General features: G+C 58.8%; 22 protein-coding genes and 1 pseudogene. 14 read left to right on the forward strand and 9 right to left on the reverse strand.

Going from position 1 to position 26,643, the window contains the following annotated elements:
- Positions 1–308 precede the first annotated feature (308 nt).
- Positions 309–1,208: a DUF8462 domain-containing protein gene (locus ACA066_RS20755; RefSeq protein ID WP_497696440.1), complete on the reverse strand. Its 900-nt coding sequence runs from the start codon at positions 1,206–1,208 to the stop codon at positions 309–311.
- Between the two features lie 666 nt (positions 1,209–1,874).
- Between ACA066_RS20755 and ACA066_RS20760 the strand changes: the two are divergent.
- From ACA066_RS20760 to ACA066_RS20775, 4 genes and pseudogenes are all read left to right on the forward strand, one after another.
- Positions 1,875–2,183: pseudogene (locus ACA066_RS20760) on the forward strand (response regulator); the annotation flags it as partial.
- A gap of 245 nt (positions 2,184–2,428) precedes the next feature.
- Positions 2,429–3,055, forward strand: coding sequence for a response regulator (locus ACA066_RS20765; RefSeq protein WP_462009452.1), 627 nt, complete (start codon positions 2,429–2,431; stop codon positions 3,053–3,055).
- Between the two features lie 8 nt (positions 3,056–3,063).
- Positions 3,064–6,369 (forward strand): transporter substrate-binding domain-containing protein, encoded by a 3,306-nt coding sequence (locus tag ACA066_RS20770; RefSeq protein ID WP_497696441.1) that lies wholly within the window; start codon positions 3,064–3,066, stop codon positions 6,367–6,369.
- Between the two features lie 49 nt (positions 6,370–6,418).
- Entirely contained in the window at positions 6,419–9,361 is a 2,943-nt protein-coding gene (locus tag ACA066_RS20775) for an HD domain-containing phosphohydrolase (RefSeq protein ID WP_497696442.1), read from the forward strand.
- Here ACA066_RS20775 and ACA066_RS20780 read toward each other — a convergent pair whose 3' ends face one another.
- Positions 9,362–9,844: a GAF domain-containing protein gene (locus ACA066_RS20780; RefSeq protein WP_497696443.1), complete on the reverse strand. Its 483-nt coding sequence runs from the start codon at positions 9,842–9,844 to the stop codon at positions 9,362–9,364.
- Positions 9,841–10,731 (reverse strand): ATP-binding protein, encoded by an 891-nt coding sequence (locus ACA066_RS20785; protein WP_497696444.1) that lies wholly within the window; start codon positions 10,729–10,731, stop codon positions 9,841–9,843. Before ACA066_RS20785 ends, ACA066_RS20780 begins: the two co-directional genes overlap by 4 nt.
- Before the next feature lie 168 nt (positions 10,732–10,899).
- On the opposite strand from ACA066_RS20785, the gene ACA066_RS20790 reads away from it, so the two are divergent.
- Positions 10,900–13,221: a hybrid sensor histidine kinase/response regulator gene (locus ACA066_RS20790; RefSeq protein WP_497696445.1), complete on the forward strand. Its 2,322-nt coding sequence runs from the start codon at positions 10,900–10,902 to the stop codon at positions 13,219–13,221.
- On the opposite strand, the gene ACA066_RS20795 is transcribed toward ACA066_RS20790, so the two are convergent.
- The 3 genes from ACA066_RS20795 to msrB all read right to left on the reverse strand — a co-directional run bounded on the left by ACA066_RS20795 (position 13,205) and on the right by msrB (position 14,706).
- Positions 13,205–13,666 (reverse strand): MarR family winged helix-turn-helix transcriptional regulator, encoded by a 462-nt coding sequence (locus ACA066_RS20795; RefSeq protein ID WP_497696446.1) that lies wholly within the window; start codon positions 13,664–13,666, stop codon positions 13,205–13,207. The two genes, ACA066_RS20790 and ACA066_RS20795, sit on opposite strands and share 17 nt — an antisense overlap.
- Positions 13,663–14,148, reverse strand: a complete 486-nt coding sequence (locus tag ACA066_RS20800; protein WP_145314951.1) for a glutathione peroxidase — start codon at positions 14,146–14,148, stop codon at positions 13,663–13,665. Before ACA066_RS20800 ends, ACA066_RS20795 begins: the two co-directional genes overlap by 4 nt.
- 162 nt (positions 14,149–14,310) lie before the next feature.
- On the reverse strand, positions 14,311–14,706 hold the full coding sequence (gene msrB, locus ACA066_RS20805; RefSeq protein WP_497696447.1) for a peptide-methionine (R)-S-oxide reductase MsrB: 396 nt from the start codon (positions 14,704–14,706) through the stop codon (positions 14,311–14,313).
- A gap of 225 nt (positions 14,707–14,931) precedes the next feature.
- On the opposite strand from msrB, the gene ACA066_RS20810 reads away from it, so the two are divergent.
- Both ACA066_RS20810 and htpX read left to right on the forward strand, forming a co-directional pair.
- The gene (locus ACA066_RS20810) at positions 14,932–16,143 is read left to right on the forward strand and encodes a pyridoxal phosphate-dependent aminotransferase (protein WP_497699931.1); all 1,212 of its coding nucleotides are present in this window, start codon (positions 14,932–14,934) and stop codon (positions 16,141–16,143) included.
- 318 nt (positions 16,144–16,461) lie between these two features.
- Positions 16,462–17,349, forward strand: a complete 888-nt coding sequence (htpX, locus tag ACA066_RS20815) for a protease HtpX (protein WP_084321112.1) — start codon at positions 16,462–16,464, stop codon at positions 17,347–17,349.
- A gap of 112 nt (positions 17,350–17,461) precedes the next feature.
- Here htpX and ACA066_RS20820 read toward each other — a convergent pair whose 3' ends face one another.
- A complete protein-coding gene (locus tag ACA066_RS20820; protein ID WP_497696448.1) occupies positions 17,462–18,118 on the reverse strand; it encodes a thiopurine S-methyltransferase in 657 nt (218 codons plus the stop codon).
- 103 nt (positions 18,119–18,221) lie between these two features.
- On the opposite strand from ACA066_RS20820, the gene ACA066_RS20825 reads away from it, so the two are divergent.
- Positions 18,222–18,989: a DODA-type extradiol aromatic ring-opening family dioxygenase gene (locus tag ACA066_RS20825; protein ID WP_497696449.1), complete on the forward strand. Its 768-nt coding sequence runs from the start codon at positions 18,222–18,224 to the stop codon at positions 18,987–18,989.
- Between the two features lie 22 nt (positions 18,990–19,011).
- Here the strand turns inward: ACA066_RS20825 and ACA066_RS20830 are convergent, their stop codons facing one another.
- Positions 19,012–19,725, reverse strand: coding sequence for a UTRA domain-containing protein (locus ACA066_RS20830; protein WP_461953803.1), 714 nt, complete (start codon positions 19,723–19,725; stop codon positions 19,012–19,014).
- A 350-nt stretch (positions 19,726–20,075) separates the two neighbouring features.
- Between ACA066_RS20830 and ACA066_RS20835 the strand changes: the two genes are divergently transcribed.
- The 6 genes from ACA066_RS20835 (at position 20,076) to ACA066_RS20860 (ending at position 25,457) form a co-directional block, all read left to right on the forward strand.
- Positions 20,076–21,140, forward strand: a complete 1,065-nt coding sequence (locus ACA066_RS20835) for an ABC transporter substrate-binding protein (RefSeq protein ID WP_497696450.1) — start codon at positions 20,076–20,078, stop codon at positions 21,138–21,140.
- Positions 21,141–21,268: 128 nt separating this feature from the next.
- The gene (locus ACA066_RS20840) at positions 21,269–22,075 is read left to right on the forward strand and encodes an alkaline phosphatase family protein (RefSeq protein ID WP_497696451.1); all 807 of its coding nucleotides are present in this window, start codon (positions 21,269–21,271) and stop codon (positions 22,073–22,075) included.
- 5 nt (positions 22,076–22,080) lie between these two features.
- The gene (locus ACA066_RS20845) at positions 22,081–22,917 is read left to right on the forward strand and encodes an ABC transporter permease (protein WP_497699932.1); all 837 of its coding nucleotides are present in this window, start codon (positions 22,081–22,083) and stop codon (positions 22,915–22,917) included.
- Positions 22,904–23,704, forward strand: coding sequence for an ABC transporter permease (locus ACA066_RS20850; protein ID WP_497696452.1), 801 nt, complete (start codon positions 22,904–22,906; stop codon positions 23,702–23,704). Before ACA066_RS20845 ends, ACA066_RS20850 begins: the two co-directional genes overlap by 14 nt.
- On the forward strand, positions 23,701–24,690 hold the full coding sequence (locus tag ACA066_RS20855; protein ID WP_497696453.1) for an ABC transporter ATP-binding protein: 990 nt from the start codon (positions 23,701–23,703) through the stop codon (positions 24,688–24,690). The genes ACA066_RS20850 and ACA066_RS20855 overlap by 4 nt, the downstream gene beginning before the upstream one ends.
- 113 nt (positions 24,691–24,803) lie before the next feature.
- Positions 24,804–25,457, forward strand: a complete 654-nt coding sequence (locus ACA066_RS20860; RefSeq protein ID WP_497696454.1) for an HAD family hydrolase — start codon at positions 24,804–24,806, stop codon at positions 25,455–25,457.
- 114 nt (positions 25,458–25,571) lie between these two features.
- On the opposite strand, the gene ACA066_RS20865 is transcribed toward ACA066_RS20860, so the two are convergent.
- Positions 25,572–26,534, reverse strand: a complete 963-nt coding sequence (locus tag ACA066_RS20865) for a zinc-binding dehydrogenase (RefSeq protein ID WP_497696455.1) — start codon at positions 26,532–26,534, stop codon at positions 25,572–25,574.
- Between the last annotated feature and the right edge of the window lie 109 nt (positions 26,535–26,643).

Here is a 26,643-nt window from a genome sequence, read left to right on the forward strand (position 1 = left end):
GTACCGATGGCCTAAACGGCCACTGGTTACCCTTACATCCACTGCCGCTAGACTTAACGCAGGGCAGCTACAGGAGGCATTTGACCTCCCCCCGCTAACCAGTAAGCGAATCCATCGGCTGCACAGCCTTAGCGAAGTTACTGGTTCGTGCATGACGAGTTGACAGCGACCTGCCCCATCGCCAACAAGCGCGCACGGCGATGGCTGAGGCTGCTCCGCTGAGTTGAGGGGAGAGGTCGTCTCACGGATGTCCCACGTTGATCCGATTTCAAGCACCTTCGGAAATAACGCCAGTAGTCGATTCCATGCTAGTCGTCGTTCGGCATGATGCGCTTCATGAACTCGTCAAAAAACGGCACCGTGAATGCGGTGTCCCCATGATTGGGACTCCAGATCATCCCTTTAGCGATCAGGCTATTTCTGAGCGGCGCGACGGCTTGGACTCGACGGCCTTGACGATCGGCAATCTCGCCCGAGCGGTGCGGCCCCGGGCCAAGCTCAGCCATTGCTCGCAGATATTGCTTTTCCATCGGAGTAAGACAGTCAAAGCGCGCCCGAAAAAAGTGCTCATCGAGTGTCTTGGTAGATGCAGTCAAAGCCCGCTCCACGTCGGCCAGCTTAATCGAGTTGGCTACGACTACGTCCCAAGCGTGGCTGGCCAACGCCTGAAGAAAAAACGAAGTGCCTCGTGTCTTCTCGACAATCAGATCGACCGCCTCCGCGTCGAAGGCCCCCCCCTCTGCAGCCGGCTGTACAATAGCCTGGGCAGCATCCATCTGAGACAGTGGGCCTATGGCCGGATAGTCAAACAGCCGCTCGGCGTACGCCTTGGCGTTGCCCACTCGAGTCCGAAGCTGGGGCAGGCCAGCCCCCATCACGATTATTGGCAGACGGGATTGCGCGCAGCGATGCAAGACTACGATCAAGCCGGAGAACTGGGCAGCTTCGATACAGTGAAACTCATCGACAAACAGCACCACCGCGGAGCCGGCCTGCTTAGCCGCCAAACCGGCGTTTTCCAGCAGTGTGGTGAAACCGCCCTCCAGGTGGCCGTGGTCAGCCAAGCCCGCCGCTTCTGTGTCAAAATCCAGGTCAATCAGCCTGTCGTTGAATGGGCCCTCCAGCGCCTTGGTGAAAACCGCTAGTGCGCTTAATGCATGTCGGGCGGTGTCATTCGCTGCCTCGATTTGACTGAGGTGCAGCAGCACCAGTCGAACTGGGGCGCAGTAAGGCAGGCAGTGACCTCTGTTCAGGGTCTTCAATACAGAGGGTATGCACGCCCTCGCCTTCTGCATCGAGGCGCATTTGCTCGAGCAGTACGGTTTTACCGACGCAGTGCAGGCCTACCATCAGCACGCTTTTGGCCGACCGGCCCACCCGCAGTCGTGCAATGGCAACCCGTACCCGCTCACGCAAGGCCTCACGCCCCGCCAGTACCGGGGGTGGTAGCCCTGCGTTTGGCATGTAGGGATTGTTAATGGGGTTCATAAGCAGACCAAAGTTAGTGAAATATGCTGACAACATAAACTAACTAACATCTTTATAAATTCGTCATTTCCGAACATCAAACGCGCAGGCAGGCCCTATAAAACCCCTCCGGCCACGGCTTGAGTTTATTCCGGGCAGGCATCAGAAATCGGTGGATCTGACGCCAAGGTTACGGGCAAGGTTACAGGGGTAACCATGGTGCCCGCTCTACCTGGTGACAGGTACGAAAGGCGCCCGTACGAGCGGCGGTACGACGCCAAACCGCGCCTTTGAGGCTCGTACTGATCGAGCGCGCCAAGCATTCCGCGCACGGCTCAGGGAAGCTGCGCACCATCCTGTGCAAGAACCTGCGCAAATCGGTCTGCAACTACTACGCTATGGCGTAAGGGTTCACCCAACTGACGACCTCCGACAGTGCCCAAGATGCCTTGCAGCAAATGCTGGCGGCGGTGCAACCATTTGACATTCTGTTGTGCGATCAATGTCTACCCGATCTTCCCGGGCTGGATCTGGTCAAATTCGCCAGTCATCGAGGGATGATCAGACAGGCAATACTACTAAGCAGCCTGACGTGTACAGAACTTGAAGGACTTGAAAAAACCGCGAACGCACACGGACTGCCCCTACTTGGTTACTTGATAAAACCATTGAAACAATTCGAATTCAGAAAATTATTGAGCTCAATCCAATTATAGAAAAATAAATTTCGACACACTCCACCCAAGCACTTCTTGAAACTTACGAAATAACACTTTGAAATATCGACTGACCACCAACAACTCTACCCGTCCTCATGCAAAACCTAGTTGATTCGTAGCCCTATTCCTTTTCGTTTGTAGGACTATTCCTATATTGCTGCTTGAGGTCCGTCGGTTCATGCGTCCCATCAACTATCTGAGCTAAGGTGCGCGCTTTATTTGAGCTCGTATGGGATTTGATTATGAACTCCGTTTTTATTGTCGACGATCACCCTGTCATCCGCCTTGCCGTCCGAATGTTACTGGAGCATGAAGGTTACAAAGTTGTCGGCGAATCCGACAATGGGGTCGACGCCATGCAGATGGTGCGTGAATGCATGCCTGACCTGGTCATTCTCGATATCAGCATTCCAAAACTGGATGGCCTTGAAGTTCTCGCGCGCTTCAACGCAATGAGTACACCGCTGAAAACACTGGTATTGACTGCGCAGTGCCCGACACTGTTCGGTATTCGCTGCATGCAATCCGGCGCGTCAGGTTATGTCTGCAAACAGGAAGACCTGAGTGAACTGGTCAGCGCCATAAAAGCGGTATTGTCAGGTTACAACTACTTCCCCAGTCAGGCCTTGAATCCTGTCCGTGGAGATGACGTGCGTTGCGCCGAGCTGGAACTGTTCAAGTCGGTCAACGACAGGGAATTGATGGTATTGCAACTTTTTGCACAAGGCCGTACCAACAAGGAAATTGCCAAAGGCATGTTTCTAAGCAACAAGACTGTCAGCACCTATAAAAAACGACTTATGCAGAAACTCAAAGCCAAATCCCTGGTTGAACTCATCGAAATGGCAAAACGCAACGCATTAGTGTGAGACACAGGATGCCCCGTCGCATAAAGGATTATCTGATTCTCGTGGCTGCAGGTTTATGCCTGAGCACTTCAGTGCCTGCTTCGCAGACTGCCAGCGAACACTTCACCCTGCTCAGTCGCTCGACGATCAGGCAGCTGGATGTCCAACTGGATCCATCGCAACGACAATGGATAACGAGTAAGCGCGAACTGATCCTGGGCACGTCGGCCCCGGACTATCCTCCTTTCGACATGACCGTCAGCAGCAGGGACTACGAAGGCTTCACCGCCGATTACGCAGGCATCCTCGGCAAGACCCTGGGTTTGCCGGTCAAGGTCCAGCGCTTTGCGTCCCGCGGGGCTGCCATCAAGGCACTGGAAAAAGGCGAGGTCGATCTGCTCGGCACGGCCAATGGATTTGAAGCTCACAATGCCGATATCGTGCTTTCTACGCCCTACGCCGTGGACCAGCCGGTTCTGGTGACCCGGGAGGGAGAAACCCGATCCCTGACCGATGGCCTCGCCGGCTTGCGGCTGAGCATGGTGTATCACTACTTGCCACTGGAAGAAGTCAGGGTCCTGTACCCCAAAGCGATCATTACGTCCTATCCGTCCTACCAGAATGCGATCAATGCGGTGGCCTTCGATCAGGCCGACGTCTTCCTGGGCGACACCATCTCGACCCATTACATGATCAACAAGGGTTACCTGAACAACATCCGCATGGCCAACTTCGGCAAACACGAAGCCCACGGTTTCAGCTTTGCCGTGCACAGGCACAACCCGGAATTGCTCGGGATCATCAATGCCATGCTCATGGCCATCCCCGCCAGCGAACGACAGAACATCGCCGAGCGCTGGAGCGCCGGCAGCGACATTCTGCTCACCGACCAGAAGCTACAACTCACCGCCCCCGAGGAACAGTGGCTGGCGCAACATCCGGTCGTGCGCGTGGTGGTCAATGAGGCCCTTGCGCCGCTGTCGTTTTTCGACAGCAATGGCAATTTTCGCGGTGTCACCGCAGACCTGCTCGAACTGATCAGATTGCGTACCGGCCTGCGCTTCGACATACGGCGCAGCCGAAACGATGACGAGATGATCGAACAGATCAAGGACAATAAAGCCGACGTGATCGCCGCCCTGCTCCCCAGCGCCGAACGTGATACAGCGCTGAACTTCACCCGTCCCTATCTGCAAAACTCCTTTGTCCTTCTGACTCGCAAAGCCGCCGACAGCCCGGCAAACCTTGAGCAGTTGGCGGGCAAGCGCCTGACCATCGCCCAGGGCAACCCACTGGTGGACTACCTGCGCCGCGAGTTCCCGCGGATCAGGTTGATTGAAACACCGGACACGTTCAGCGCGGTGGAGTTGCTCGCCGAAGGCAAGGCAGAAGGTGCGGTGAATTCACTGGTAATCGCCAACTACTTCATTTCATCACGGCTTTTCGAGCACACACTTCAGATCCGGACCACCATCGGCACCCGGCAGGCTGCATTTTCCCTGGCGACCGGGCGAGAGTCCAAAGAGTTGAACGCCATCCTCAACAAGGCACTCCTGAGCATCGCACCGGAAGAACTGGGCATCATCAACAGCCGCTGGCGTGGCTATTCGGCGTCCTCGCAAAGCACCTGGCGCAATTACCAGCGATTGTTCTATCAGATCGTGATCGGGGCTGGCGTGCTGCTACTGCTTTCCGCTGCCTGGAATGCCTACATGCGTCGCCAGATCAAACAGCGTCACGCGGCCGAGCGCGCGCTGAACAATCAATTGATCGAGCGGCGCCAACTGTTCGAGGAGCTGCGCTGCGCGAAGGAGCGCGCCGATGAAGCCAACCGCGCCAAAAGCACGTTTCTGGCAACCATGAGCCATGAGATCCGCACGCCGATGAATGCGGTCATCGGCATGCTCGAACTGACGCTGAAGCGCATCGAGAGCAACCATCCAGACCGTCCGGCCATTGACGTGGCCTACAGTTCGGCCAAGGACCTGCTGGAACTGATCGGCGACATTCTCGACATTGCCCGGATCGAATCCGGGCGTCTGAGCCTGAGCCCGGAACGGGTGAATCCGAGTGAAATCGTGGGGTCGGTCGTGCGGATCTTCGAAGGCCTGGCTCGTCAGAAAAACCTTGAACTGATGCTGGAACTCAACCCGGCCAATCCGGCGATCGATGTCCTGCTGGACCCGATGCGTTTCAAACAGGTGTTGTCGAACCTCGTCAGCAACGCCATCAAATTCACGGAACACGGCCAGGTCAGGATCACCGTCGAATTGCTTTCGACGGCTGAACCCGAGCAAGTCCGGATGCTGTTGCAGGTTGAGGACAGCGGCATCGGGATCAGCGAACAGGATCAACGACGACTGTTCGAACCCTTCGCCCAAGCCAATGGCACCGGGCAGTCAGGCAGAGGCGGCGCCGGCCTGGGTCTGGTGATCAGCCGAAGTCTGTGCGAAATGATGGGCGGCAACCTGCAATTGGGCAGCCAGCCGGGAGTCGGCACGCAGGTCCAAGTTTCGCTGCTTCTGCCCACCCTGCCAGTCGAGCAGGTGCCGCAAACCACCGAAACACCGATCCACACGTCCACGGTACCCTTGAACGTGCTGGTGATTGACGATCACCCGGCCAATCGCTTGCTGATGTGTCAACAACTGGAGTTTCTTGGGCATAGATTCAGCGTTGCCGAGGATGGCGAGGCAGGCTTCGAAGCGTGGAAAACAGGGCTGTTCGATCTGGTGATCGTCGACTGCAACATGCCCGTCATGAATGGATACGAACTCGCTCGCGCTATCCGCGACCATGAACAGCAATCCGAACGTTCCCCCTGCACCGTTCTGGGCTTTACCGCCAACGCACAACCGGAAGAACGACAGCGCTGCAAACAGGCCGGGATGGACGACTGCCTGTTCAAGCCGCTGACGCTGACCGCCTTGAGTCAATGGGTTGCAGGCATCGTGCCGACCGACCGCCGTCCCGCCTTCAGCCTGAAAGGGCTGCACTTGTTGACGGGGGGCAACCCGGCATTGGACTTGCGATTGTTGACCGAGCTGCTCACCAGCAACCGCCTGGACCGACAAGCTCTGCAGGCGTTATCCCGGTCAAACGACCCGCAGTTGTTTCTCGATATCGCCCACAAAATCAAGGGCGCAGCCCGGATTGTCCAGGCCACCCGTTTGATCGATAGCTGCGAAGCGCTCGAACAGGCCTGCGATCAAGTTTTTCATCATGACGAAGTGGCCGAATGCAGGATGGCCGTAGAACGCGCAATGCTCGAGCTGGAGCAGGCATTGCAGCAACAAATTGGTCAAAACGACAAAAGCAGAATGATGGAGCCTTAACTATGCTTGGTCGCTGAGCAGTGTGTTAAACCTCATGGAGTGACCCGCAATGCCCAGCCCACTGCGCCCGGATCAACGGCGGTTTCCGCTGCACGTGCATATCAGTGTGATGTTTACCCTGCTGTTGCTCCTGACCGGCGTGGTGCTGGGCATTTTCAACTATCGGCAAACCACGCAGATCATTCTTTCCAGTAGTGAAAAGCTCTTCGAGCGCATCGAGCAGGACGTCCGGCTGGACCTGCACGCCACCTATGAGCCCATCCACCATCTGCTGAGCCTGCTGGTATACAACCCGGCGGCGCAGGCTACGAACCTGGAACAACGGCTGGCGCTGCTCGGCCCTTTCAGTCAGTCGCTCAAGGACAACCCTGATCTGGCCTCGCTGTACCTGGGCTACGACAACGGTGATTTCTTCATGGTTCGCCCCTTGCGAACCGCCGCCCTGAAAACCCTGCTCAACGCCCCGAGCAATGCGGTGTATCAAGTGTGGAGCATCGAGCGAAACGACGGCCCGGCGCATTCCCAGTCTCTGTTTTTCGATCAGGACCTGAACCCGATCAGCCGTCAGGACAATCCCGACGACACCTACGATCCGCGAACACGTGCCTGGTTTTCCAATGCACGCCGCGACAGCGATCAGATCACCACCGAACCCTACCTCTTTTTCTCCACCCACAACGTCGGCACCACCCTGGCCCGCCGCAGCGGTGCTCACGCAATCCTGGGCGCCGACCTGACGCTGGCGGAACTGTCCGCGACCCTGGCCAAACATGTCGTCACCCCCAGTACCGAAATCGTGCTGTTCGATGCCGAAGGCAATGCCGTCGCTTACCCCGACAGCAGCAAGCTGTTCGTCGACGACCAGACCGCCCGCCTGAGCAAGGCCGCCGACCTGAGCCCCGGCCTTGGCGCATTACTGAACAATCCGCCAACAGGCAATCGGCTGAAAGCCGCCGGCCGCCAATGGATCGTTGCCCGCAGCCGCATGCAGGAGGGTGGTCCCCAGGGATTGCAACTGGCGCTGCTGGTGCCGGAAGACGAATTGCTCGCCGATGCCTATCGCATGCGCTGGCAAGGCGCGTTGATCACGTTGGCCACGTTGCTGTTGTGCCTGCCGCTGGGCTGGCTGACCTCGAGAATTCTGGTCAAGCCCCTGCGCGCACTGGTGCAGGAAGCCGATGCCATTCGCAGTTTCAATTTCAAATTCCCGGTCTCCCGTCGCTCGCCGGTGCTCGAAGTCGACCAACTGAGTGTGTCGATGACCCGCATGAAAGATACCCTGGCAAGTTTTTTCCAGATCACCGACAGCCTGAGCGCCGAGACCCGGTTTGCGCCCTTGCTGGAACGGGTATTGTTCGAAACCGTGAAAATCGGCCAGGCCCAGGCCGGTCTGATCTACCTGCGGGAAAATGACGGTGATCGCATGGAGCCTCACGGCCTGGTCATCGACGACATCTCACAGGCATTGCCAGCGTTCGACATTCGCGGCCACGAGCCCGGCGGCCCACAAAGCCCGGAATGGCTACTGCAGCTGTCGAAGGCCGACAATGTGGTCATCAATCTCGGTTTCGAACAGGCGGGAGATTTGCAGAAAGTGTTGCTGGCGATGGAGTGTCCGCGGGTGCATCTGATCGGTATCCGCCTGCACAATCGTCATAACGAAACCGTGGGCCTGCTGATCCTGTTGCTGGAGGACAGCGGGGACCAGAGCGATCTCGAGAAACTTCGTCCGGACCGCATTGCGTTCCTTCAGGCCGTGTCCGGTGCGGCCGCCGTGAGTATCGAAAGTCAACGCCTGCAAGCCAAACAGAAACAGTTGCTGGACGCCTTCATTCAACTGCTGGCCGGCGCTATTGATGCCAAAAGTCCCTATACCGGCGGTCACTGCCAGCGCGTGCCGGCGCTGACCTTGATGCTCGCCCAGGCTGCCGCAGCCAGTCAGGACCCCGCCTTCAGCGGTTATCAACCCACTGAAGACGAGTGGGAGGCGCTGCACATCGCTGCGTGGCTGCATGACTGCGGCAAGGTCACGACGCCGGAATACGTCGTCGATAAAGCCACGAAGCTGGAAACCCTGAACGACCGCATTCACGAAATCCGCACCCGCTTCGAAGTGCTCAAGCGCGATGCCTGGATCAGCTACTGGCAGGCCATTGCCCTGGGCGGTAACGAGCAGCACCTGGCGGAACTGCGCAATGCCACGCTGGCGGGGCTCGACGATGATTTTGCGTTTGTTGCCCGTTGCAATCTGGGCGGCGAGGCGATGGCCGATGCCGATCTGCAACGCCTGCGCAGCCTGGCTCAACGAACCTGGACCCGAACCCTGGATGACCGATTGGGCGTTTCCTGGGAAGAGAACCGGCGCCAGGCGCGAACACCGGCGCCGACGCTGCCGGTCAACGAGCCGTTGCTGGCGGACAAATCCGAGCACCTGTTCGAACGCGCCGAGGGTGAACTGATTCCGGAAGACAATCCGTGGGGCTTCAAACTCGACGTGCCACGCTACAAGTACAACCGGGGCGAACTCTACAACCTGAGCATTGCCCGGGGCACTTTGACTCGCGAGGAGCGTTACATCATCAACCACCACATGGTGCAGACGATCCTGATGCTCAGCCACCTGCCCTTCCCCGGCCACCTCAACAACGTCGCGGAAATCGCCGGCGGCCACCACGAAAAAATGGACGGCACCGGTTATCCCAAACAGTTGAAGCGCGAAGAAATGAGCCTGCCGGCGCGGATGATGGCGATTGCCGATATTTTCGAAGCGCTGACCGCCGCTGATCGCCCCTACAAGAAAGCCAAATCCTTGAGCGAGGCGCTGGGCATCATGGCCACCATGTGCCGGGATGCCCACATCGACCCCGAATTGTTCGGGCTGTTCATCAACGCCGAAATCTACCGGCAGTACGCCGATCGATTCCTCGATCCACAGCAGATCGACGCGGTGGATCCGTCAGGCCTGCTGGCCAAGGCAGGCCTCAGGGCATGATCAGCAATCGGTCAGGCGCAGGAAAATGGCCACCAGTTTTTCAATGCCGGCTTGATCGTCAGCGGTAAACCGCGCGAGCTTCGGGCTGTCGAGGTCCAGCACGCCGATCAGGCGGCCGTCCTTGACCAGCGGCACGACCAGCTCGCTGTTCGACGCACTGTCGCAGGCAATATGTCCGGGGAAAGCGTGCACGTCTTCGACCAACTGCGTCTGCAACGTCGCCGCCGCCGTGCCGCATACGCCGCGACCGAAGGGGATTCGCACGCAGGCGATTTGCCCCTGGAACGGGCCGAGCACCAGTTCTTCACTACGATTGAGGTAGAAACCGGCCCAGTTCAGGTCATCGAGCTGGTTGTACAGAAACGCTGAAAACTGCGCGGCATTGGCGATGAAGTCCCGCTCGTCCGCCAGCAAGGATTCCAGCTGTGCGTGCAGCATGCCGTAGCCTTCGAGGCCCTGGCCGCTTTGTTGTAAATCGATCATGCCTTGTGCTCCAACAGCTTGAGCCCGACCCAATAGCGGGCAAATTGATAGGCGCAACGTCCGTTGCGATTGCCCCGTCCGGTGGCCCAGCGCACCGCGAGGATGTCCAGTTCTTCGTCACGCTGCCATGTCAGACCGGCCTTGTCGGCCAGTTGACCGATCCAGTGCTCGACCACATTGAGGAAGTGTTCCTGAGTAAACGGATAGAACGACAGCCACAGGCCAAAACGGTCCGAGAGCGCGATCTTGTCTTCCACGGCCTCGCTGGGATGCAGTTCGCCGTCGACCCGTTTCCAGTTTTCATTGTCGCTTTCCTTTTCCGGCACCAGATGGCGACGGTTGGAAGTGGCGTACAGCAAAACGTTGTCCGGTGCCTGTTCGAGGGAACCGTCGAGCACACTCTTGAGCACGCGATAATCACCCTCGCCCGATTCGAACGACAGGTCATCGCAGAACAGCACGAAGCGTTGGGGCAACCTGGCGATCTGTTCGACCACCCGCGGCAAGTCCGCCAGGTGATCACGCTCGATTTCGATCAGCCGCAGACCGGCCTTGGCATGTTCGGCCAGCAAGGCTCGCACCAGCGACGATTTACCAGTGCCACGCGAGCCCCAGAGCAACGCGTGGTTGGCCGGCATGCCGTCGATGAACTGTTGGGTATTGCGCCCCAGTTGCTCCAGTTGCCGATCGACACCGATCAGGTCGGACAGGCGCATGTCGAGGCTGACTTCCAGCGGCAACAGAAAACCGCTGCGTCCCTCGCGCTGCCAGCGTGCAGCCAGGCATTGCGTCCAGTCGATGGATTGCCGAGGTGCGGGCAGCAACGGTTCGATACGGGCCAGAACGGCATCGGCGCGTTCAAGAAAAGCATTCAATCGGGAATCCACGTCTTCTCCTCGGGCACGTTCACAGTAATGATGGCGCTGCAGCGACGAAACACGGCGTTCGGTGCCCGGGTCATCCCTTGTTGCACAAGGGCTCGCGAGAACATCGGTATCCATGCATGATCGACTATGCTTGAGCAGCGAAGGGAAACGGAAGTGGTTCGACACCCCATGGATATCAAGTTCACCAACCGGCTGTCCTACAAACAAGCCCGGCTTACCGTGCTGGTCGGTTTCATTCTGGGCACGCTGCTAAGCCTGCTGCAAATAGGCATCGATTATGCCAGCGAAGACGCCTCCATCAACCGGGAAATACTGTCTTTACTGGAAATCAGCCATAACCCCGCCTCACGCATTGCCTACAACATCGACGCCGAACTCGCCCAGGAACTGACCCTGGGCCTGCTGCGCTCACCGGCGATCATCGGCGCGCAACTGACCGACAACAACGGCACTGTGCTGGCCAGTGTCAAGCGGCCTGGCGTGCAGAGCGGCTATCGGGTGATCAGTGACTTCCTGTTCGGAGCCGACCGCGCGTTCGAAGACCGTCTGTATCTGGATCACTTGCCGAGCGAATCCCTCGGCACACTGCGTCTGGACGTTGATACCTATTCATTCGGCAACCGGTTCCTGCGCCGGGCCGAAATCACCCTGCTCAACGGGTTCGCCCGCAGCCTGCTTCTGACCGGCATCCTGCTGGCGTTGTTCTACGTGATGCTGACCAAACCGCTGGTGCGAGTCATCCGCGAACTCAGCAGCCGCGATCCGCGCAGCGTCGAACCCACTTGGCTGGAGTACCCGGCGGGCCATGAAAACGATGAGATCGGTGTGCTCGTCAAAGTTGCGAACCAGCAGTTTGAAAACATCGCCACCGAAATCCAGCAGCGACGCAACGCCGAAAACCGTCTGACCGACTACCTCAGTCAACTGGAAAACATCGTGTCGGCGCGCACCGCAGAGCTCAAGGCAATCAACAGCCGGCTCAGCCAGTCCAATCAGGAACTGGAAGTCGCGCGCAGCACGGCCCTGGATATGGCCGAGGCGCGCTCGGCATTCCTCGCCAACATGAGCCACGAGATCCGCACGCCTCTCAATGGCTTGCTGGGGATGATCGCGCTGTCCCTCGACGGCCCGCTCAATGCCGAGCAACAGCAACAGCTGTCCATCGCCCATGACTCGGGCAAAGTGCTGGTGGAATTGCTCAACGATATTCTCGACCTGTCGAAATTCGATGCCGGCCAACTCGAACTCGAACACATTCCGTTCGACCTCGGCTCACTGATCGAGGACACCGCCAACCTGCTGTCGCAGAACGCGGCGCCCAGCGTCGAGTTGACGTGCCTGATCGATCCGGCATTTCCGGCACTGGTGCTCGGCGACCCGACTCGCGTGCGGCAGATCGTCAGCAACCTCTTGTCCAACGCGCTCAAGTTCACCCGATTCGGTCGGGTCGATGTGCGCCTGTCGACGTTCGAAGACGGCGTCAGAATCGAAGTCTGCGACACCGGCATCGGTATCGCCCAGGACGCCCAGGTCAAGATCTTCCAGCCTTTTACCCAGGCCGGCGCCGGCATTACCCGACAATTCGGCGGTACCGGGCTGGGGCTGGCGCTGACCTACAACCTCTGCGAAGCCATGCAGGGGCGCCTCACCATCAGCTCGGAAGCGGGTTTCGGCAGCCAGTTCTGCGCCGATCTGCCACTGCCCTGCCACACCCGCGCCCTGCCACCGGCGACGTTGCGCGGCAAGGTCATCGCGATTACCGCCGCCAGCAGCGGCCTGGCTGAACTGTTAAAAAGCCTGTTGCCGGGTTGGGGCCTCGATTACCAGCAGCGTTCGATCGATGACTCAATGATCGGTCTGAAGCCCGACATGGTGATCACCGACTGCCCGGAATGCCTGTTTGGCCTGCGCCCCAACTGTACCGCGCCAATTTTGCTGGTGACCGCCTACGGCAGTTTCATGCCCAGCGAACAAGCCAGCGCCCTGGCGCCTCTGCAACAACAGGCGCGCCCGCTGGCGCGCAATGCGCTGTACCAGACACTGCGGCGAATCCTGCAGCCGGAAATCAACATCCTCAACGATGCACGCCTGGAAGCCCTCTCACCTCAGCGACGCGGTCGGGTGCTGCTGGTGGAGGACAATCCGGTGAATCAGTTGGTGGCCAAGGGCATGCTCGGAAAACTCGGCTGCGAGGTGATTGTCGCGGCTCACGGCGGTGAAGCGCTGGATCAACTGGAACACAGTGAATTCGATCTGGTGCTGATGGACTGCAACATGCCGGTGATGGACGGCTACGAAGCCAGTCGGCAAATCCGTCGCAGCGGGCGTTGGCCACAGTTGCCCATCGTCGCCCTGACCGCCAACGCCATGTCCGAAGAGCGTGAACGCTGCCGTGCGGCGGGCATGAGCGATTACCTGGCCAAACCGTTCCGGCGGGAAGAACTGGCCGCGCTGCTGGATTTATGGATGCCGACTACGACAGTGATCTGATCTGCCCCAACAGGTGATCGAGGCCATCGCGCAAGTCATTGAGCCGGTCCAGATCGACACCGCTGTCACACAGCAGACGGGCCTTGAGCGGCCCGACCTGATCACGCAACGCCTTGCCGGTCGGCGACAGGCTCAGGTGCACCTCGCGCTCATCCCGCGCCGAACGTTGGCGTTGAACCAGTTGCAACTGCTCAAGTCGCTTGAGCAGCGGCGTCAACGTGCCGGAGTCCAGCGCCAAACGCTCGCCCAGAGCCTTGACCGTAGGCTGATCCGGCGCTGCCTCCTGCCATTCCCACAACACCAGCATCGCCAGGTATTGCGGATAGGTCAGACCGAGCTGATCAAGCATCGGCTTGTAGGCACGGATCACCGCCCGCGAGGCGGCGTACAGCTTGAAGCAGAGCTGGCTGTCGAGCTTCAGGGAATCGATGGACAAGGTGTTCATTTGAGCAGGGCTTCAATCTCGCGGCTCAGGTCCTGCGGCTTGGTCGCCGGAGCGAAACGCTTGACCAGCTGGCCGTCCTTGCCGATCAGGAACTTGGTGAAGTTCCACTTGATGCCCTGGGAACCCAGCACACCCGGCGCACGTTTTTTCAACTGCACGAACAGTGGATGGGCGCCGGTGCCGTTAACGTCGATCTTTTTGAACAACGGAAAGCTGACACCGTAGTTCAGCTCGCAGAACTCGGAAATCGCCCCTTCGTTACCCGGCTCCTGTTTGCCGAACTGGTTGCAGGGAAAACCGAGGACCACCAGGCCCTGGTCCTTGTAGGTCTGCCACAGTTCCTCGAGGCCTTTGTATTGCGGAGTAAAGCCGCATTTGCTCGCGGTGTTGACCACCAGCACGGCTTTGCCGGCGAAGTCAGCCAGAGTCTTTTGCTCGCCCTTGATGGTGGTGCACGGGATGCTCAGCAGGTTGTCGCTCATGATGTGCGCTCTATGTGGAGGGATATGAGGTAAAAATAGCGAGCAATTGAATTGCGTGCAATTTAAATTGTCGGACGCCGGTCCTCTGTAGGAGCACGGCTTGCCGGCGATAGCGATTTCAAGGACGCCATCGCCGGCAAGCCGTGCTCCTACAGGGCTCGGTTATTCGCGCGGCACCAGGTCCAGGCACACCGAGTTGATGCAATACCGCAGGCCTGTCGGCGGCGGACCGTCCGGGAACACGTGCCCCAGGTGCGCATCGCATTTGGCGCAGACCACTTCGGTGCGGATCATGCCGTGGCTGACGTCACGGATCTCGACCATGGCGCTGTCGCCGATCGGTGCATAGAAGCTCGGCCAGCCGCAGCCGGAATCAAATTTGGTTTTGGAGTCGAAAAGCGGCTCGTTGCAGCAGATGCAGTGGTAAACGCCGTCGACCTTGCTGTCATTGTATTTGCCGGAGAACGGGCGTTCGGTGCCCTTGAGGCGGCAAACGTTGTACTGCTCCGGATCGAGCATCGCCCGCCATTCTTCCAGGGTTTTTTCCAACTTTTCCATCATCACACCTCGGCAGCTGAAAAAGCCCGATCTGTACCTTTTCCACGGATCGGGCGGCACGTATGATTGCGCCTCGTCAAACGCCAGTCTGGCAGCCAGACCACGCGCATTCAAACGGATTTATGGGTGCGGCCTCTCAAGGCGTCAGCCTGTGTGAATACGCAGGATTCCCAGTACGGTCGTTCAAACGCCGCCTGGATCGTTCATTTTCGGGAACACATCGCCATGCAGGTCAGCAAATCGAACAAGCTCGCCAACGTCTGCTACGACATTCGCGGCCCAGTGCTCAAGCACGCCAAACGCCTGGAAGAGGAAGGCCATCGCATCCTCAAGCTGAACATCGGCAACCCGGCGCCTTTTGGTTTCGAAGCGCCGGACGAAATCCTCCAGGACGTGATCCGCAACCTGCCGACGGCCCAGGGCTACAGCGACTCCAAGGGCCTGTTCAGCGCGCGTAAAGCCGTGATGCAGTACTACCAGCAGAAGCAGGTAGAAGGCGTCGGCATTGAAGACATCTACCTGGGCAACGGCGTTTCCGAGCTGATCGTGATGTCGATGCAGGCCCTGCTCAACAACGGCGACGAAGTGCTGGTGCCGGCTCCCGACTATCCGCTGTGGACCGCCGCAGTGAGCCTGTCCGGCGGCAAACCGGTGCATTACCTGTGCGACGAGCAGGCCAACTGGTGGCCGGACCTGGCTGACATCAAGGCCAAGATCACCCCGAACACCAAGGCGCTGGTGATCATCAACCCGAACAACCCGACCGGCGCGGTGTATTCCAAGGAAGTCCTGCTGGGCATGCTGGAGCTGGCCCGTCAGCACAATCTGGTGGTGTTCTCCGATGAGATCTACGACAAGATTCTGTACGACGATGCCGTGCACATCTGCACCGCCTCGCTGGCGCCGGACCTGCTGTGCCTGACCTTCAACGGCCTGTCCAAGTCCTATCGCGTCGCCGGTTTCCGTTCCGGCTGGATTGCCATCTCCGGGCCGAAACACCACGCGCAAAGCTACATCGAAGGCATCGACATGCTGGCGAACATGCGCCTGTGTGCCAACGTGCCGAGCCAGCATGCGATCCAGACCGCCCTCGGCGGCTACCAGAGCATCAATGACCTGGTGCTGCCGCAAGGGCGCCTGCTTGAACAGCGCAACCGTACCTGGGAACTGCTCAACGACATTCCCGGCGTGAGCTGCGTCAAGCCGATGGGCGCACTGTATGCGTTCCCGCGCATTGACCCGAAAGTCTGCCCGATCCACAACGACGAGAAATTCGTGCTCGACCTGCTGCTGTCGGAAAAGCTGCTCGTGGTGCAAGGCACCGCCTTCAACTGGCCATGGCCGGACCACTTCCGCGTCGTGACCCTGCCGCGCGTCGATGACCTGGACATGGCCATCGGACGGATTGGCAACTTCCTCAAATCCTATCGCCAGTAATCGGTCTGGCCGCGTGCGACTTTTTTACGAAAGTCGCACGCGGATCAATTCAGCAACATATCTTTATCCCTCGCCGGGCATCCCCGCTTCAATTGTCCACCGACTCCCTGTTTCGTGACCGCGTCCAACACTGACGGGGCTTTCGATGCGAATCGGCTGACAATCGCTTCCCATATCCACGTCGGAAATGCCCTGCAAGCGGCTAGACTCTTGCTGTAGGACACAGTTTGAAATAGTCACCCGGTTGAATAGCCCGGTGCAGCACCTTATATACCCCGCAGTACGCTACATCTTTAGCAAAAGGAGATTTCTACAACCATGATGCGCATCCTGCTGTTTTTGGCCACTAACCTGGCGGTCGTGCTGATTGCCAGCATCACCCTGAGCCTTTTCGGCTTCAACGGGTTCATGGCGGCCAATGGGGTTGACCTCAACCTCAATCAGCTGCTGATTTTCTGTGCGGTCTTTGGTTTCGCCGGTTCCCTGTTCTCGCTGTTCATCTCCAAGTGGATGGCGAAGATGAGCACCAGCACCCAGATCATCACCCAGCCACGTACACGTCATGAGCAATGGCTGCTGCAAACGGTCGAGCAACTGTCCCGCGAAGCCGGGATCAAGATGCCGGAAGTCGGGATTTTCCCGGCCTACGAGGCGAACGCCTTCGCCACCGGCTGGAACAAGAACGACGCACTGGTCGCTGTCAGCCAGGGCCTGCTCGAACGATTCTCGCCGGATGAAGTGAAAGCCGTTCTGGCCCACGAAATCGGCCACGTGGCCAACGGTGACATGGTCACCCTGGCGCTGATCCAGGGCGTGGTGAACACCTTCGTCATGTTCTTTGCACGGATCATCGGCAACTTTGTCGACAAGGTGATCTTCAAGAATGAGGAAGGCCAGGGCATCGCCTACTACGTGGCGACCATCTTCGCCGAACTCGTCCTGGGCATTCTGGCTAGCGCCATCGTCATGTGGTTCTCGCGTAAACGCGAATTCCGTGCGGATGAAGCCGGTGCACGCCTGGCGGGCACCAACGCGATGATCGGCGCCCTGCAACGCCTGCGCGCGGAACAAGGCCTGCCGGTGCACATGCCGGACACCCTGAATGCGTTCGGTATCAACGGTGGCATCAAACAAGGGTTCGCCCGCATGTTCATGAGCCACCCGCCGCTGGAAGAGCGCATCGACGCGTTGCGCCGTCGGGGCTGATCAGACTCGGCACCAAAGGAAAAGGCCCGCAGTGATGCGGGCCTTTTTTTGTCTGCTTGATTAATGCGGTGTTTATCAGGGCTTCTTCGCGGGCAAGTACAATCAACACAACTTACCGGCTGGAAACCCGATAAACCCGCTCCTCAAGCCGCGTCACGCCGCTCTCGATAAACTTCCAGCTCTCCCCCAGAACATCCTGGTCTTCCAGAATCTTCAGTGACCACACCGCGCCGAACAACCGTTGCACCTCGTCATCGAGCACGGCAAACGGCGGTCCGTCCTTTTGCGTCTGGTCGTAATCCAGCGTAATCAAAAGCCCCAAAGAGTCTTTAGGCAGAATCCGGTTCAGATGAGCCGCGTATTGCTCTCGCATCTTCGGTGGCAAGGCAATCAACGCAGCGCGGTCGTACAGAGCGCTGCAGTCGGCAACATCCCCGGCCGTCAAGGCGAAGAAATCCCCACACCAGATCTCGATCGAACCCGCCCGATATACCGTGAAAGGCCCTTGATCGCTGACGTCCGGGTCAAATTGGTGCTCGTGGAAAAAGTCTTCCACTGCTTTTTCCGACAACTCGACACCCAACACTTCGTGACCGCATTTCGCCAGCCATAGCAAGTCCAGGCTTTTCCCGCATAACGGCACCAGTACGCGCGCCCCGTCCTCCAGGCCCAACTGAGGCCAGTACCGTTGCAGATATGGATTCACTTCCGGCAGATGAAAGCCGATCTGATTCGACGTCCACCGCTTGTGCCAAAACTCCGGCTGCATAAATATCTCCGAAAATTCGATCAAAACACCCTAAAACTTATATTAGATTTAGATCAATGATCTGACTGAAGATGACGCCATCTTAACTCTCAGGAGCTCATTCATGTTGCCCAGCCTGTATATATCCCATGGCTCACCAATGCTGGCCCTGGAACCCGGCGCCAGCGGGCCGGCCCTCGCGCGCCTGGCTGGTGAATTGCCAAAACCCAGGGCCATCGTGATTGTTTCCGCACACTGGGAAAGCAATGAGCTGCTGGTCAGCGGCAATCCGCAACCTGAAACCTGGCATGACTTCGGTGGCTTCCCCAAGGCATTGTTCGAGGTGCAATACCCGGCGCCCGGCGATCCACAGTTGGCCGCAGAGGTTGTCGAGTTGCTGAAGCGCAGTGACTTGCCCGCACGCATCGACACCAAACGGCCCTTCGACCATGGCGTATGGGTGCCTTTGTCGTTGATGTATCCGCAGGCGGATATCCCGGTGGTGCAAGTCTCGCTGCCTACACGCGGCGGCCCTGCCCTGCAGACCCGCGTCGGGCACGCACTGGGCAGCCTGCGCGAACAGGGCGTTCTGTTGATCGGTTCCGGCAGCATCACCCACAACCTGCGCGAACTGGACTGGCATGCCGGCCCGGAAAGCGTTGAACCGTGGGCCAGGGTATTCCGCGACTGGATGATCGAGAAACTTCAGGCCAACGACGAAGCCGCGTTGCACGATTACCGTCAGTTGGCACCGAACGCCGTGCGTAACCATCCAAGTGATGAACACTTGCTGCCGTTGTACTTTGCCCGCGGTGCCGGAGGCACATTCAGCGTGAGCCACCAGGGATTCACCATGGGCGCCCTGGGCATGGACATTTACCGCTTCGGATAATGAAAGAACCCGGACCTGCGGCTCAGACCACATCAACGCCGACATGAATCGCATCGTGCCGCCAGAACTCCAGGTCACAATCGATCAGCCGCTCATGCTGGTCGTAATTGACCCGGGCGATGCGCAATCCCGGGCTCCCGACCGACACCCGTAACGCCGCAGCGGCATCCACCGACAGCGCCGTCGGCACAATCTCGAAACGCACCCGCCCGTAATGCAAGTCGTAGTGCCGCGCGTACAACTCGGTAATCGACTGATTCAAATCAAACTCCAGAATCCCCGGAAAATACTGCGGATTGAGGTAGTGCTCCACGTACAGCACCAGCCGCTCATCAATTCGCCGCGCGCGGCAAACCTGAATCACGCTCGACAACGCCGGCAACTGCAGCCAGGCACAGACCGCTGCGGACGCCGGTTGCAACCGCGCCGAAATCACTTCGGTGGACGGCACCCGCCCCTGAGCGCTGACCATCGCGTGAAAGTGACTGCGCTGCATCAGGTTGTAAGCCAGGCGCGGCGGCGACACGAACCAGCCGCGACGCTCCTCGCGATAAATCTGCCCTTGGGCCTCCAACTGCAACAACGCTTCGCGCACGGTAATTCGTGTGGTGCCGAACAACTCACTGAGCTTGCGCTCCGCCGGTAACTTGCTGCCGGGCGCCAGCAGCCCGTGATCGAGCTGTTCCTGAAGAACCTGCCCGATGGCTGTCACCGCTTTGGTTGTCTCGATGCGCATTAACTTTTACCTATCTGGACTAGACCAGCACTGTTTCAGGGCGAAACCGTTATTTGAAACGGCTTCGTCAACTCTCAGCTAGCCTAGGCACTGCACATGACTGACAGATGACAAAGGCGCTGAACGGTTCGGCCAGACGCCTGCAATTTCACAGCCAAGTCCTTTCATATCAGCTCTTTAACCATGGTCTACGCTTATCCGGAGGCCTGAGCGCTATTGTGCAAAAAATAGAGGAGGACCGCTGGTCGACATCAAAATGTCATCAGAGGCGCCTAGATTGGCTCAGGTATTGCTGACCTAGACCAACACCACCGCAATCGCAGCGTTGAAAACGCCCAAAGGAGCTTCGGATGAAAAAGCTTTTCCTGGCATCACTGTTAGGCTCGACCATTGCCATGTGCACTGCCGCCATGGCGGCTGATGATTTGAAAACCCTGGAAGCCGCGGCGAAAGCGGAAGGTGAGGTCAACAGTGTCGGCATGCCCGACAACTGGGCCAACTGGAAAGGCACCTGGGACGACCTGGCCAAGAACTACGGCCTGAAACATATCGACACCGACATGAGCTCGGCTCAGGAAATCGCCAAGTTCGCCGCTGAAAAAGACAACGCCACCGCCGACATCGGCGACGTAGGTGCAGCGTTCGGTCCGATTTCGGTCAAGCAAGGCGTAGTTCAACCTTACAAACCAAGTACCTGGGCTCAAATTCCGGACTGGGCAAAGGATAAAGACGGTAACTGGGCGCTGGCCTACACCGGCACCATCGCCTTCATCATCAACAACAAGCTGCTGCATGGTTCGGATGCCCCGACCAAATGGGCTGATCTGAAGACCGGTAAATACAAGGTTTCCATCGGTGACGTCAGCACCGCCGCACAAGCGGCCAACGGTGTCCTGGCGGCAGCCCTTGCCAACGGTGGCGATGAGAAGAACCTTCAGCCGGCACTGTTGCTGTTCGCCGACATCGCCAAGCAAGGCCGCCTGTCCATGGCCAACCCGACGATTGCCACCATGGAAAAGGGTGAAATCGAAGTCGGTGTGGTCTGGGACTTCAACGGCCTGAGCTACAAGGCCAAGATGGCGAATCCGGATGACTACACCGTGCTGATTCCATCCGACGGCTCGGTGATTTCCGGTTACACCACCATCATCAACAAATACGCCAAGCACCCGAACGCCGCCAAACTGGCCCGCGAATACATCTTCAGCGACGCCGGCCAGATCAATCTGGCGCGCGGCAACGCTCGTCCGATCCGTGCCGAACACCTGACATTGCCAGCCGATGTTCAGGCTCAGTTGCTGCCGAACGAGCAGTACAAAAAAGTGACTCCGATCAAGGACGCGGACGCGTGGGAGAAGACCTCCAAGGCCCTTCCTCAGAAGTGGAACGAAGAAGTCATCGTCGAGATGAAATAAAGCTGTAGGAGCCGGCTTGCTGGCGATCGCATCACTGCGGTGCTCAGACAGACCGCGGCGTATGGATCGCCAGCAAGCCGGTTCCTACAAATTTTATCGATCCACCTGTTTCGCGGAGTTCCGCCCCTATGAAGCACAACGTCATCCTTGTCGTGCTCGACGGCCTCAATTACGAGGTTGCGCGCCACGCCATGGGGCACCTGCAGGCTTACGTTGGCGCAGGACGCGCGGCGCTCTACAAACTGGAGTGCGAACTGCCGGCCCTGTCCCGCCCGCTGTATGAATGCATCCTGACCGGCGTCACGCCGATCGACAGTGGCATTGTCCACAACAACGTCTCGCGCCTGTCCAACCAGCGCAGCATCTATCACTACGCTACTGACGCCGGACTGAAAACCGCCGCTGCGGCCTATCACTGGGTCAGCGAGCTGTATAACCGTTCGCCGTTCGTGCCCGCTCGGGACCGTCACACCGACAACCCCGAATTGCCGATTCAGCACGGACATTTCTACTGGAGCGACCATTACCCGGATTCGCACCTGTTCGCCGACGCGGAAAACCTGCGCCTGCGCCATGCGCCGAACTTCCTGCTGGTGCACCCCATGAATATCGACGACGCCGGGCACAAGCACGGCCTCGACACCCCGCAATACCGCAACAGCGCCCGTTCGGCGGACATCATCCTCGCCGACTACCTGCAAGGCTGGCTCGACGCCGGTTACCAGGTGCTGGTGACCGCCGACCACGGCATGAACAACGACCGCTCCCACAACGGCCTGCTGCCAGAGGAGCGCGAAGTTCCATTGTTCGTGCTCGGCAACGCCTTCAGTTTCAACGCCAGCGCCGCACCAAAACAAACCGAGATCTGCGGCACCGTCTGCGAACTGCTGGGCGTGGCCCACGACAAACCTGTGTGCCGGGAGCTGCTCAAGTGAACGCCATGACTCGCGGAAAATGGCTGGCGGCCCTATGCCTGGTGCCCTTCACCCTGTTCTTTATCGTCTTCGAAATCGCGCCACTCGTCTGGGTGATGATCAACAGCCTGCAATCGGAGGAGTTCGGCTGGGGCCTGGCCAACTTCACCAAGATTTTCAATTCGAAGTTCTATCTGCAGGCGATCCAGTACAGCCTCGAGATCAGTTTCTGGTCCAGTGTGTTCGGGATCATCATCGCCGTACTCGGCGCCTACTCCCTGCGCCGGGTCGACTCGAAGCTGCGCAACTTCGTCAACGCCTTCGCCAACATGACCAGCAACTTCTCCGGCGTGCCCCTGGCTTTCGCGTTCATCATCCTGCTGGGTTTCAACGGCAGCATCACCATCATGCTCAAGCAGGCCGGGATCATTGAGGACTTCAACCTGTACTCGAAAACCGGGCTGATCATTCTCTACACCTACTTCCAGATCCCCCTCGGCGTGCTGCTGCTCTACCCGGCCTTCGACGCCCTGCGCGAAGACTGGCGTGAGTCCGCCGAACTGCTCGGCGCCAACGGCTGGCAGTTCTGGCGGCACATTGGTTTGCCGGTGCTGACGCCTGCGCTGCTCGGCACGTTCGTGATCCTGCTGGCCAACGCCCTCGGCGCCTACGCCACGGTGTACGCCCTGACCACCGGCAACTTCAACGTGCTGACGATCCGCATTGCGGCGATGGTCTCCGGCGACATTTCCCTGGACCCGAACCTGGCCAGTGCCCTGGCCGTGGTGCTGGTGGCGTTGATGACCCTCGTGACCGTCGTGCATCAGCTGCTGTTGAAGAGGAGCTACCATGTCTCGCGCTGAATTGGGCCCCGTCGGTGTGTATCACCGCGTTGTGGTGTACCTGCTGTTTGCCATTCTGTTGCTGCCGCTGGTCGGCACCTTTATCTACTCGATTTCCAGCAGTTGGTCGGCAACCATTCTGCCCAGCGGTTTCAGCATCAAATGGTACGTGCAGCTGTGGAGCGATCCGCGTTTCTTGAGTGCTTTCGGCCAATCGCTGCTGGTCTGCGTCGGCTCGCTGATCCTGGCGGTGGTGCTGGTTCTGCCACTGCTGTTCGTGGTGCATTACCACTTCCCGAAACTCGACGCGTGGATGAACATCCTGATCCTGCTGCCCTTCGCGGTGCCGCCGGTGGTGTCGTCGGTGGGGTTGTTGCAGCTCTACGGGTCGGGGCCGTTGGCGATGGTCGGCACGCCCTGGATTCTGATCGGCTGCTATTTCACTGTGGCGCTGCCATTCATGTACCGGGCAATCACCAACAACCTGCAAGCCATCAACCTGCACGACCTGATGGACGCCGCTCAACTGCTCGGTGCCAGCACCTGGCAAGCAGCATTTCTGGTCGTGTTGCCGAACCTGCGCAAGGGTTTGATGGTGGCGTTGCTGCTGTCGTTCTCGTTCCTGTTCGGTGAGTTCGTGTTCGCCAATATCCTTGTCGGCACCCGCTACGAAACCCTGCAGGTCTACCTCAACAACATGCGTAACAGCAGCGGCCACTTCACCAGTGCGGTAGTGATTTCCTACTTCTTCTTTGTGCTGGTTCTGACCTGGGCGGCCAATATCTTGAACAAGGACAAAAGCGAATGAGCTATGTCAGCGTCCAACACCTGCAGAAAAACTATGCAGGCACCACCGTATTCAGCGACATCAACTGCGAAATCCGGAAGGGTGAATTCGTCACCCTCCTCGGCCCGTCCGGTTGCGGTAAATCCACGCTTCTGCGCTGCATCGCCGGGCTGACCTCGGTAGATGGCGGCAAGATTTTGCTGGATGGCGTCGATATCGTGCCGTTAAGTCCGCAAAAGCGCGGCATCGGCATGGTGTTCCAGAGTTATGCGCTGTTCCCCAACATGACCGTGGAGCAGAACGTCGCCTTCGGTTTGCGCATGCAGAAGGTCAACAGCGACGACAGCCAGAAGCGCGTCGCCGAAGTGTTGCAACTGGTGGAACTCAACGATTTCGCTGCGCGCTATCCGCATCAATTGTCCGGCGGTCAATGTCAGCGTGTCGCCCTCGCCCGCTCATTGGTGACTCGTCCACGTCTGTTGTTGCTGGACGAACCGCTGTCGGCCCTCGATGCGCGGATTCGCAAGCACTTGCGCGAACAGATCCGTCAGATCCAGCGCGAACTCGGCCTGACCACGATCTTCGTCACACACGATCAGGAAGAAGCACTGACCATGTCTGACCGGATTTTCCTGATGAATCAGGGAAAGATCGTACAGAGCGGCGACGCCGAAACCCTGTACACCGCGCCCGTGGATGTTTTTGCCGCCGGCTTCATCGGCAACTACAACCTGCTGGATGCCGACAGCGCCACGAAACTGCTGCAACGACCGATCACCCATCGCATCGCGATTCGCCCGGAAGCCATCGAACTGAGCCTGAATGGCGAACTCGATGCACAAGTGCGCAGCCACAGCCTGCTGGGTAACGTGATCCGCTACCGGGTCGAGGCCCGGGGCGTGGAACTGGTGGTGGATGTGCTCAACCGCTCGGCGGCCGATTTGCATCCCGATGGTCAGCGTCTGGCGCTTTCCATCGATCCGACGGCCCTGTGTGAGGTGGCTTGAAAGCAGCTCTAAGCTGCAAGCTGCAAGCTGCAAGTTGTAAACTGCTGAGCACCTCAACCCACTTCTTGAAGCTTGAAGCTCGAAGCTTGAAGCTGTTCTCGGAGAGAACCCCAATGTCCCTGGCAATTTTTGATCTGGACGAAACCCTGATCCACGGCGACTGCGCCACCCTCTGGAGCGAGCAAATGGGCCGCTTGGGCTGGGTCGATCCCGAGTCGTTCATGCGGCAGAACAACGAATTGATGGACGCTTACAGCCACGGCAAGCTGCGCATGGAGGATTACATGACCTTCAGCCTCGAGCCGATGATCGGACGCACGCCGGAAGAGGTCGACCATCTGGTGGGGCCGTGGGTGGAAGACTTCATCGAACCGATCATCTTCAGCGACGCCACCAAAGCCATCGCCGCGCACCGCAAGGCGGGTGACCGGATTCTGGTGATTTCGGCGTCGGGTACGCACCTGGTCAGGCCGATTGCCGATCGTTTGGGCATCGACGAGATTCTGGGCATCGAGCTGGAAGTGCTGCATGGGGTTTACAGCGGCCACACCGTTGGCACGCTGACCTACCGCGAAGGCAAGATCACGCGCTTGCTGGAATGGCTGGATGCGGAAGAGGAAAACCTGGAAGGCGCGAGTTTCTACTCGGATTCACGCAACGATTTACCGCTGTTGCTGAAGGTAGATTTCCCACACGTGGTGAACCCTGATCCGGTATTGCTCGAACACGCCGAAAAAGCCGGCTGGCCGATCCACATCTGGAAATAACGCAAATCCCTGTAGGAGCGAGCTTGCTCGCGATGGACGTTAACGATAACGCGGCAAACCTGACACACCACGGCGTTCTCAGGTTCATCGCGAGCAAGCTCGCTCCTACAAAGGTCAGGTCAGGCTTTCGTCAATCACCAGCACCAACTTTCCCGCCACCTTATTGGTCGCCAACTCGGCAAACGCCGCTTCCGCATCCTTGATCGGAAAAGTCTTCGCCAACTGCGGACTCAACCGCCCTTCGGCAAACAGCGGCCAGACATGCTGGCTCAAATCAGTGAACAAATCCGCCTTGAACTGATCGTCACGACTACGCAAAGTCGAACCCAGCAGTTGCACACGCTTGGCCAGCACCTGCGCCAGATCCAGCTTCGCTTCACGGCCGCCCATCAGGCCGATCAGCACCCAACGGCCATCTCGGGCCAGCAGTTTCAGGTTCAGTGCGGCGTAGTTGCCGCCGACCGGGTCGAGAATCACATCGAACGGCCCCAAGTCGCTCAGACTTTCAAGATCGTCGGTGCGCACCACGCCACCCTGAGCACCCAGCGCTTCGCAGTAAGCCAGCCGCTCTGCAGAACCGACGCTGACCCAGCACGGGTTGCCGAATGCCTTGCACAGCTGAATGGCAGCTGAACCGATTCCACTTGCTCCGGCGTGCAAAAGAACTTTCTCACCCGGTTGGAGCGCAGCCAACTGAAACAAATTCAGCCAGACGGTCGCATAGACTTCGGGTAGCGCTGCCGCCTCGGTCAAGGACATTCCTTCTGGCACCGCCAGCACATGCCGTCCGTCGACAACCACCTCTTCGGCCATCCCACCCCCGGCCAGCAAGGCGCAGACCCGATCACCGACCTGCCACGACGAGCCCGGGCCGACCTCGCTGATCACCCCGGAACACTCTAGACCCAGTACCTGACTGGCCCCCGGCGGTGGCGGATAAAGTCCCGCCTTCTGTAACAAATCGGCGCGATTGAGGCCCGCTGCCGCCACCCGAATGCGAACTTGCCCTACATCACATGTAGGACTGGGCTCTTCAAGCCACTCCACTTGACCTTCCACGCCTTGCAATGCTTTCACAGTGCCTCCATAGTGAGTCTGGACTGAGCCCGAAGTTGTATCGCCGGGCTTTTTGCATTATGCGACCGGCCCTTGTGGAACCGGCGACTTCAAAGACGGCCTAATATGC

The sequence above is a fragment of the Pseudomonas sp. LBUM1651 genome, from assembly GCF_059716135.1.

Coding starts and splice junctions, on each gene's coding strand:
- ACA066_RS20765 (WP_462009452.1), top strand. CDS start 2,429: ATGAACTCCGTTTTTATTGTCGACGATCACCCTGTCATCCGCCTTGCC.
- ACA066_RS20770 (WP_497696441.1), top strand. CDS start 3,064: ATGCCCCGTCGCATAAAGGATTATCTGATTCTCGTGGCTGCAGGTTTA.
- ACA066_RS20775 (WP_497696442.1), top strand. CDS start 6,419: ATGCCCAGCCCACTGCGCCCGGATCAACGGCGGTTTCCGCTGCACGTG.
- ACA066_RS20780 (WP_497696443.1), bottom strand. CDS start 9,844: ATGATCGATTTACAACAAAGCGGCCAGGGCCTCGAAGGCTACGGCATG.
- ACA066_RS20790 (WP_497696445.1), top strand. CDS start 10,900: ATGGATATCAAGTTCACCAACCGGCTGTCCTACAAACAAGCCCGGCTT.
- ACA066_RS20795 (WP_497696446.1), bottom strand. CDS start 13,666: ATGAACACCTTGTCCATCGATTCCCTGAAGCTCGACAGCCAGCTCTGC.
- ACA066_RS20800 (WP_145314951.1), bottom strand. CDS start 14,148: ATGAGCGACAACCTGCTGAGCATCCCGTGCACCACCATCAAGGGCGAG.
- msrB (WP_497696447.1), bottom strand. CDS start 14,706: ATGGAAAAGTTGGAAAAAACCCTGGAAGAATGGCGGGCGATGCTCGAT.
- ACA066_RS20810 (WP_497699931.1), top strand. CDS start 14,932: ATGCAGGTCAGCAAATCGAACAAGCTCGCCAACGTCTGCTACGACATT.
- htpX (WP_084321112.1), top strand. CDS start 16,462: ATGATGCGCATCCTGCTGTTTTTGGCCACTAACCTGGCGGTCGTGCTG.
- ACA066_RS20820 (WP_497696448.1), bottom strand. CDS start 18,118: ATGCAGCCGGAGTTTTGGCACAAGCGGTGGACGTCGAATCAGATCGGC.
- ACA066_RS20825 (WP_497696449.1), top strand. CDS start 18,222: ATGTTGCCCAGCCTGTATATATCCCATGGCTCACCAATGCTGGCCCTG.
- ACA066_RS20830 (WP_461953803.1), bottom strand. CDS start 19,725: ATGCGCATCGAGACAACCAAAGCGGTGACAGCCATCGGGCAGGTTCTT.
- ACA066_RS20835 (WP_497696450.1), top strand. CDS start 20,076: ATGAAAAAGCTTTTCCTGGCATCACTGTTAGGCTCGACCATTGCCATG.
- ACA066_RS20840 (WP_497696451.1), top strand. CDS start 21,269: ATGAAGCACAACGTCATCCTTGTCGTGCTCGACGGCCTCAATTACGAG.
- ACA066_RS20845 (WP_497699932.1), top strand. CDS start 22,081: ATGACTCGCGGAAAATGGCTGGCGGCCCTATGCCTGGTGCCCTTCACC.
- ACA066_RS20850 (WP_497696452.1), top strand. CDS start 22,904: ATGTCTCGCGCTGAATTGGGCCCCGTCGGTGTGTATCACCGCGTTGTG.
- ACA066_RS20855 (WP_497696453.1), top strand. CDS start 23,701: ATGAGCTATGTCAGCGTCCAACACCTGCAGAAAAACTATGCAGGCACC.
- ACA066_RS20860 (WP_497696454.1), top strand. CDS start 24,804: ATGTCCCTGGCAATTTTTGATCTGGACGAAACCCTGATCCACGGCGAC.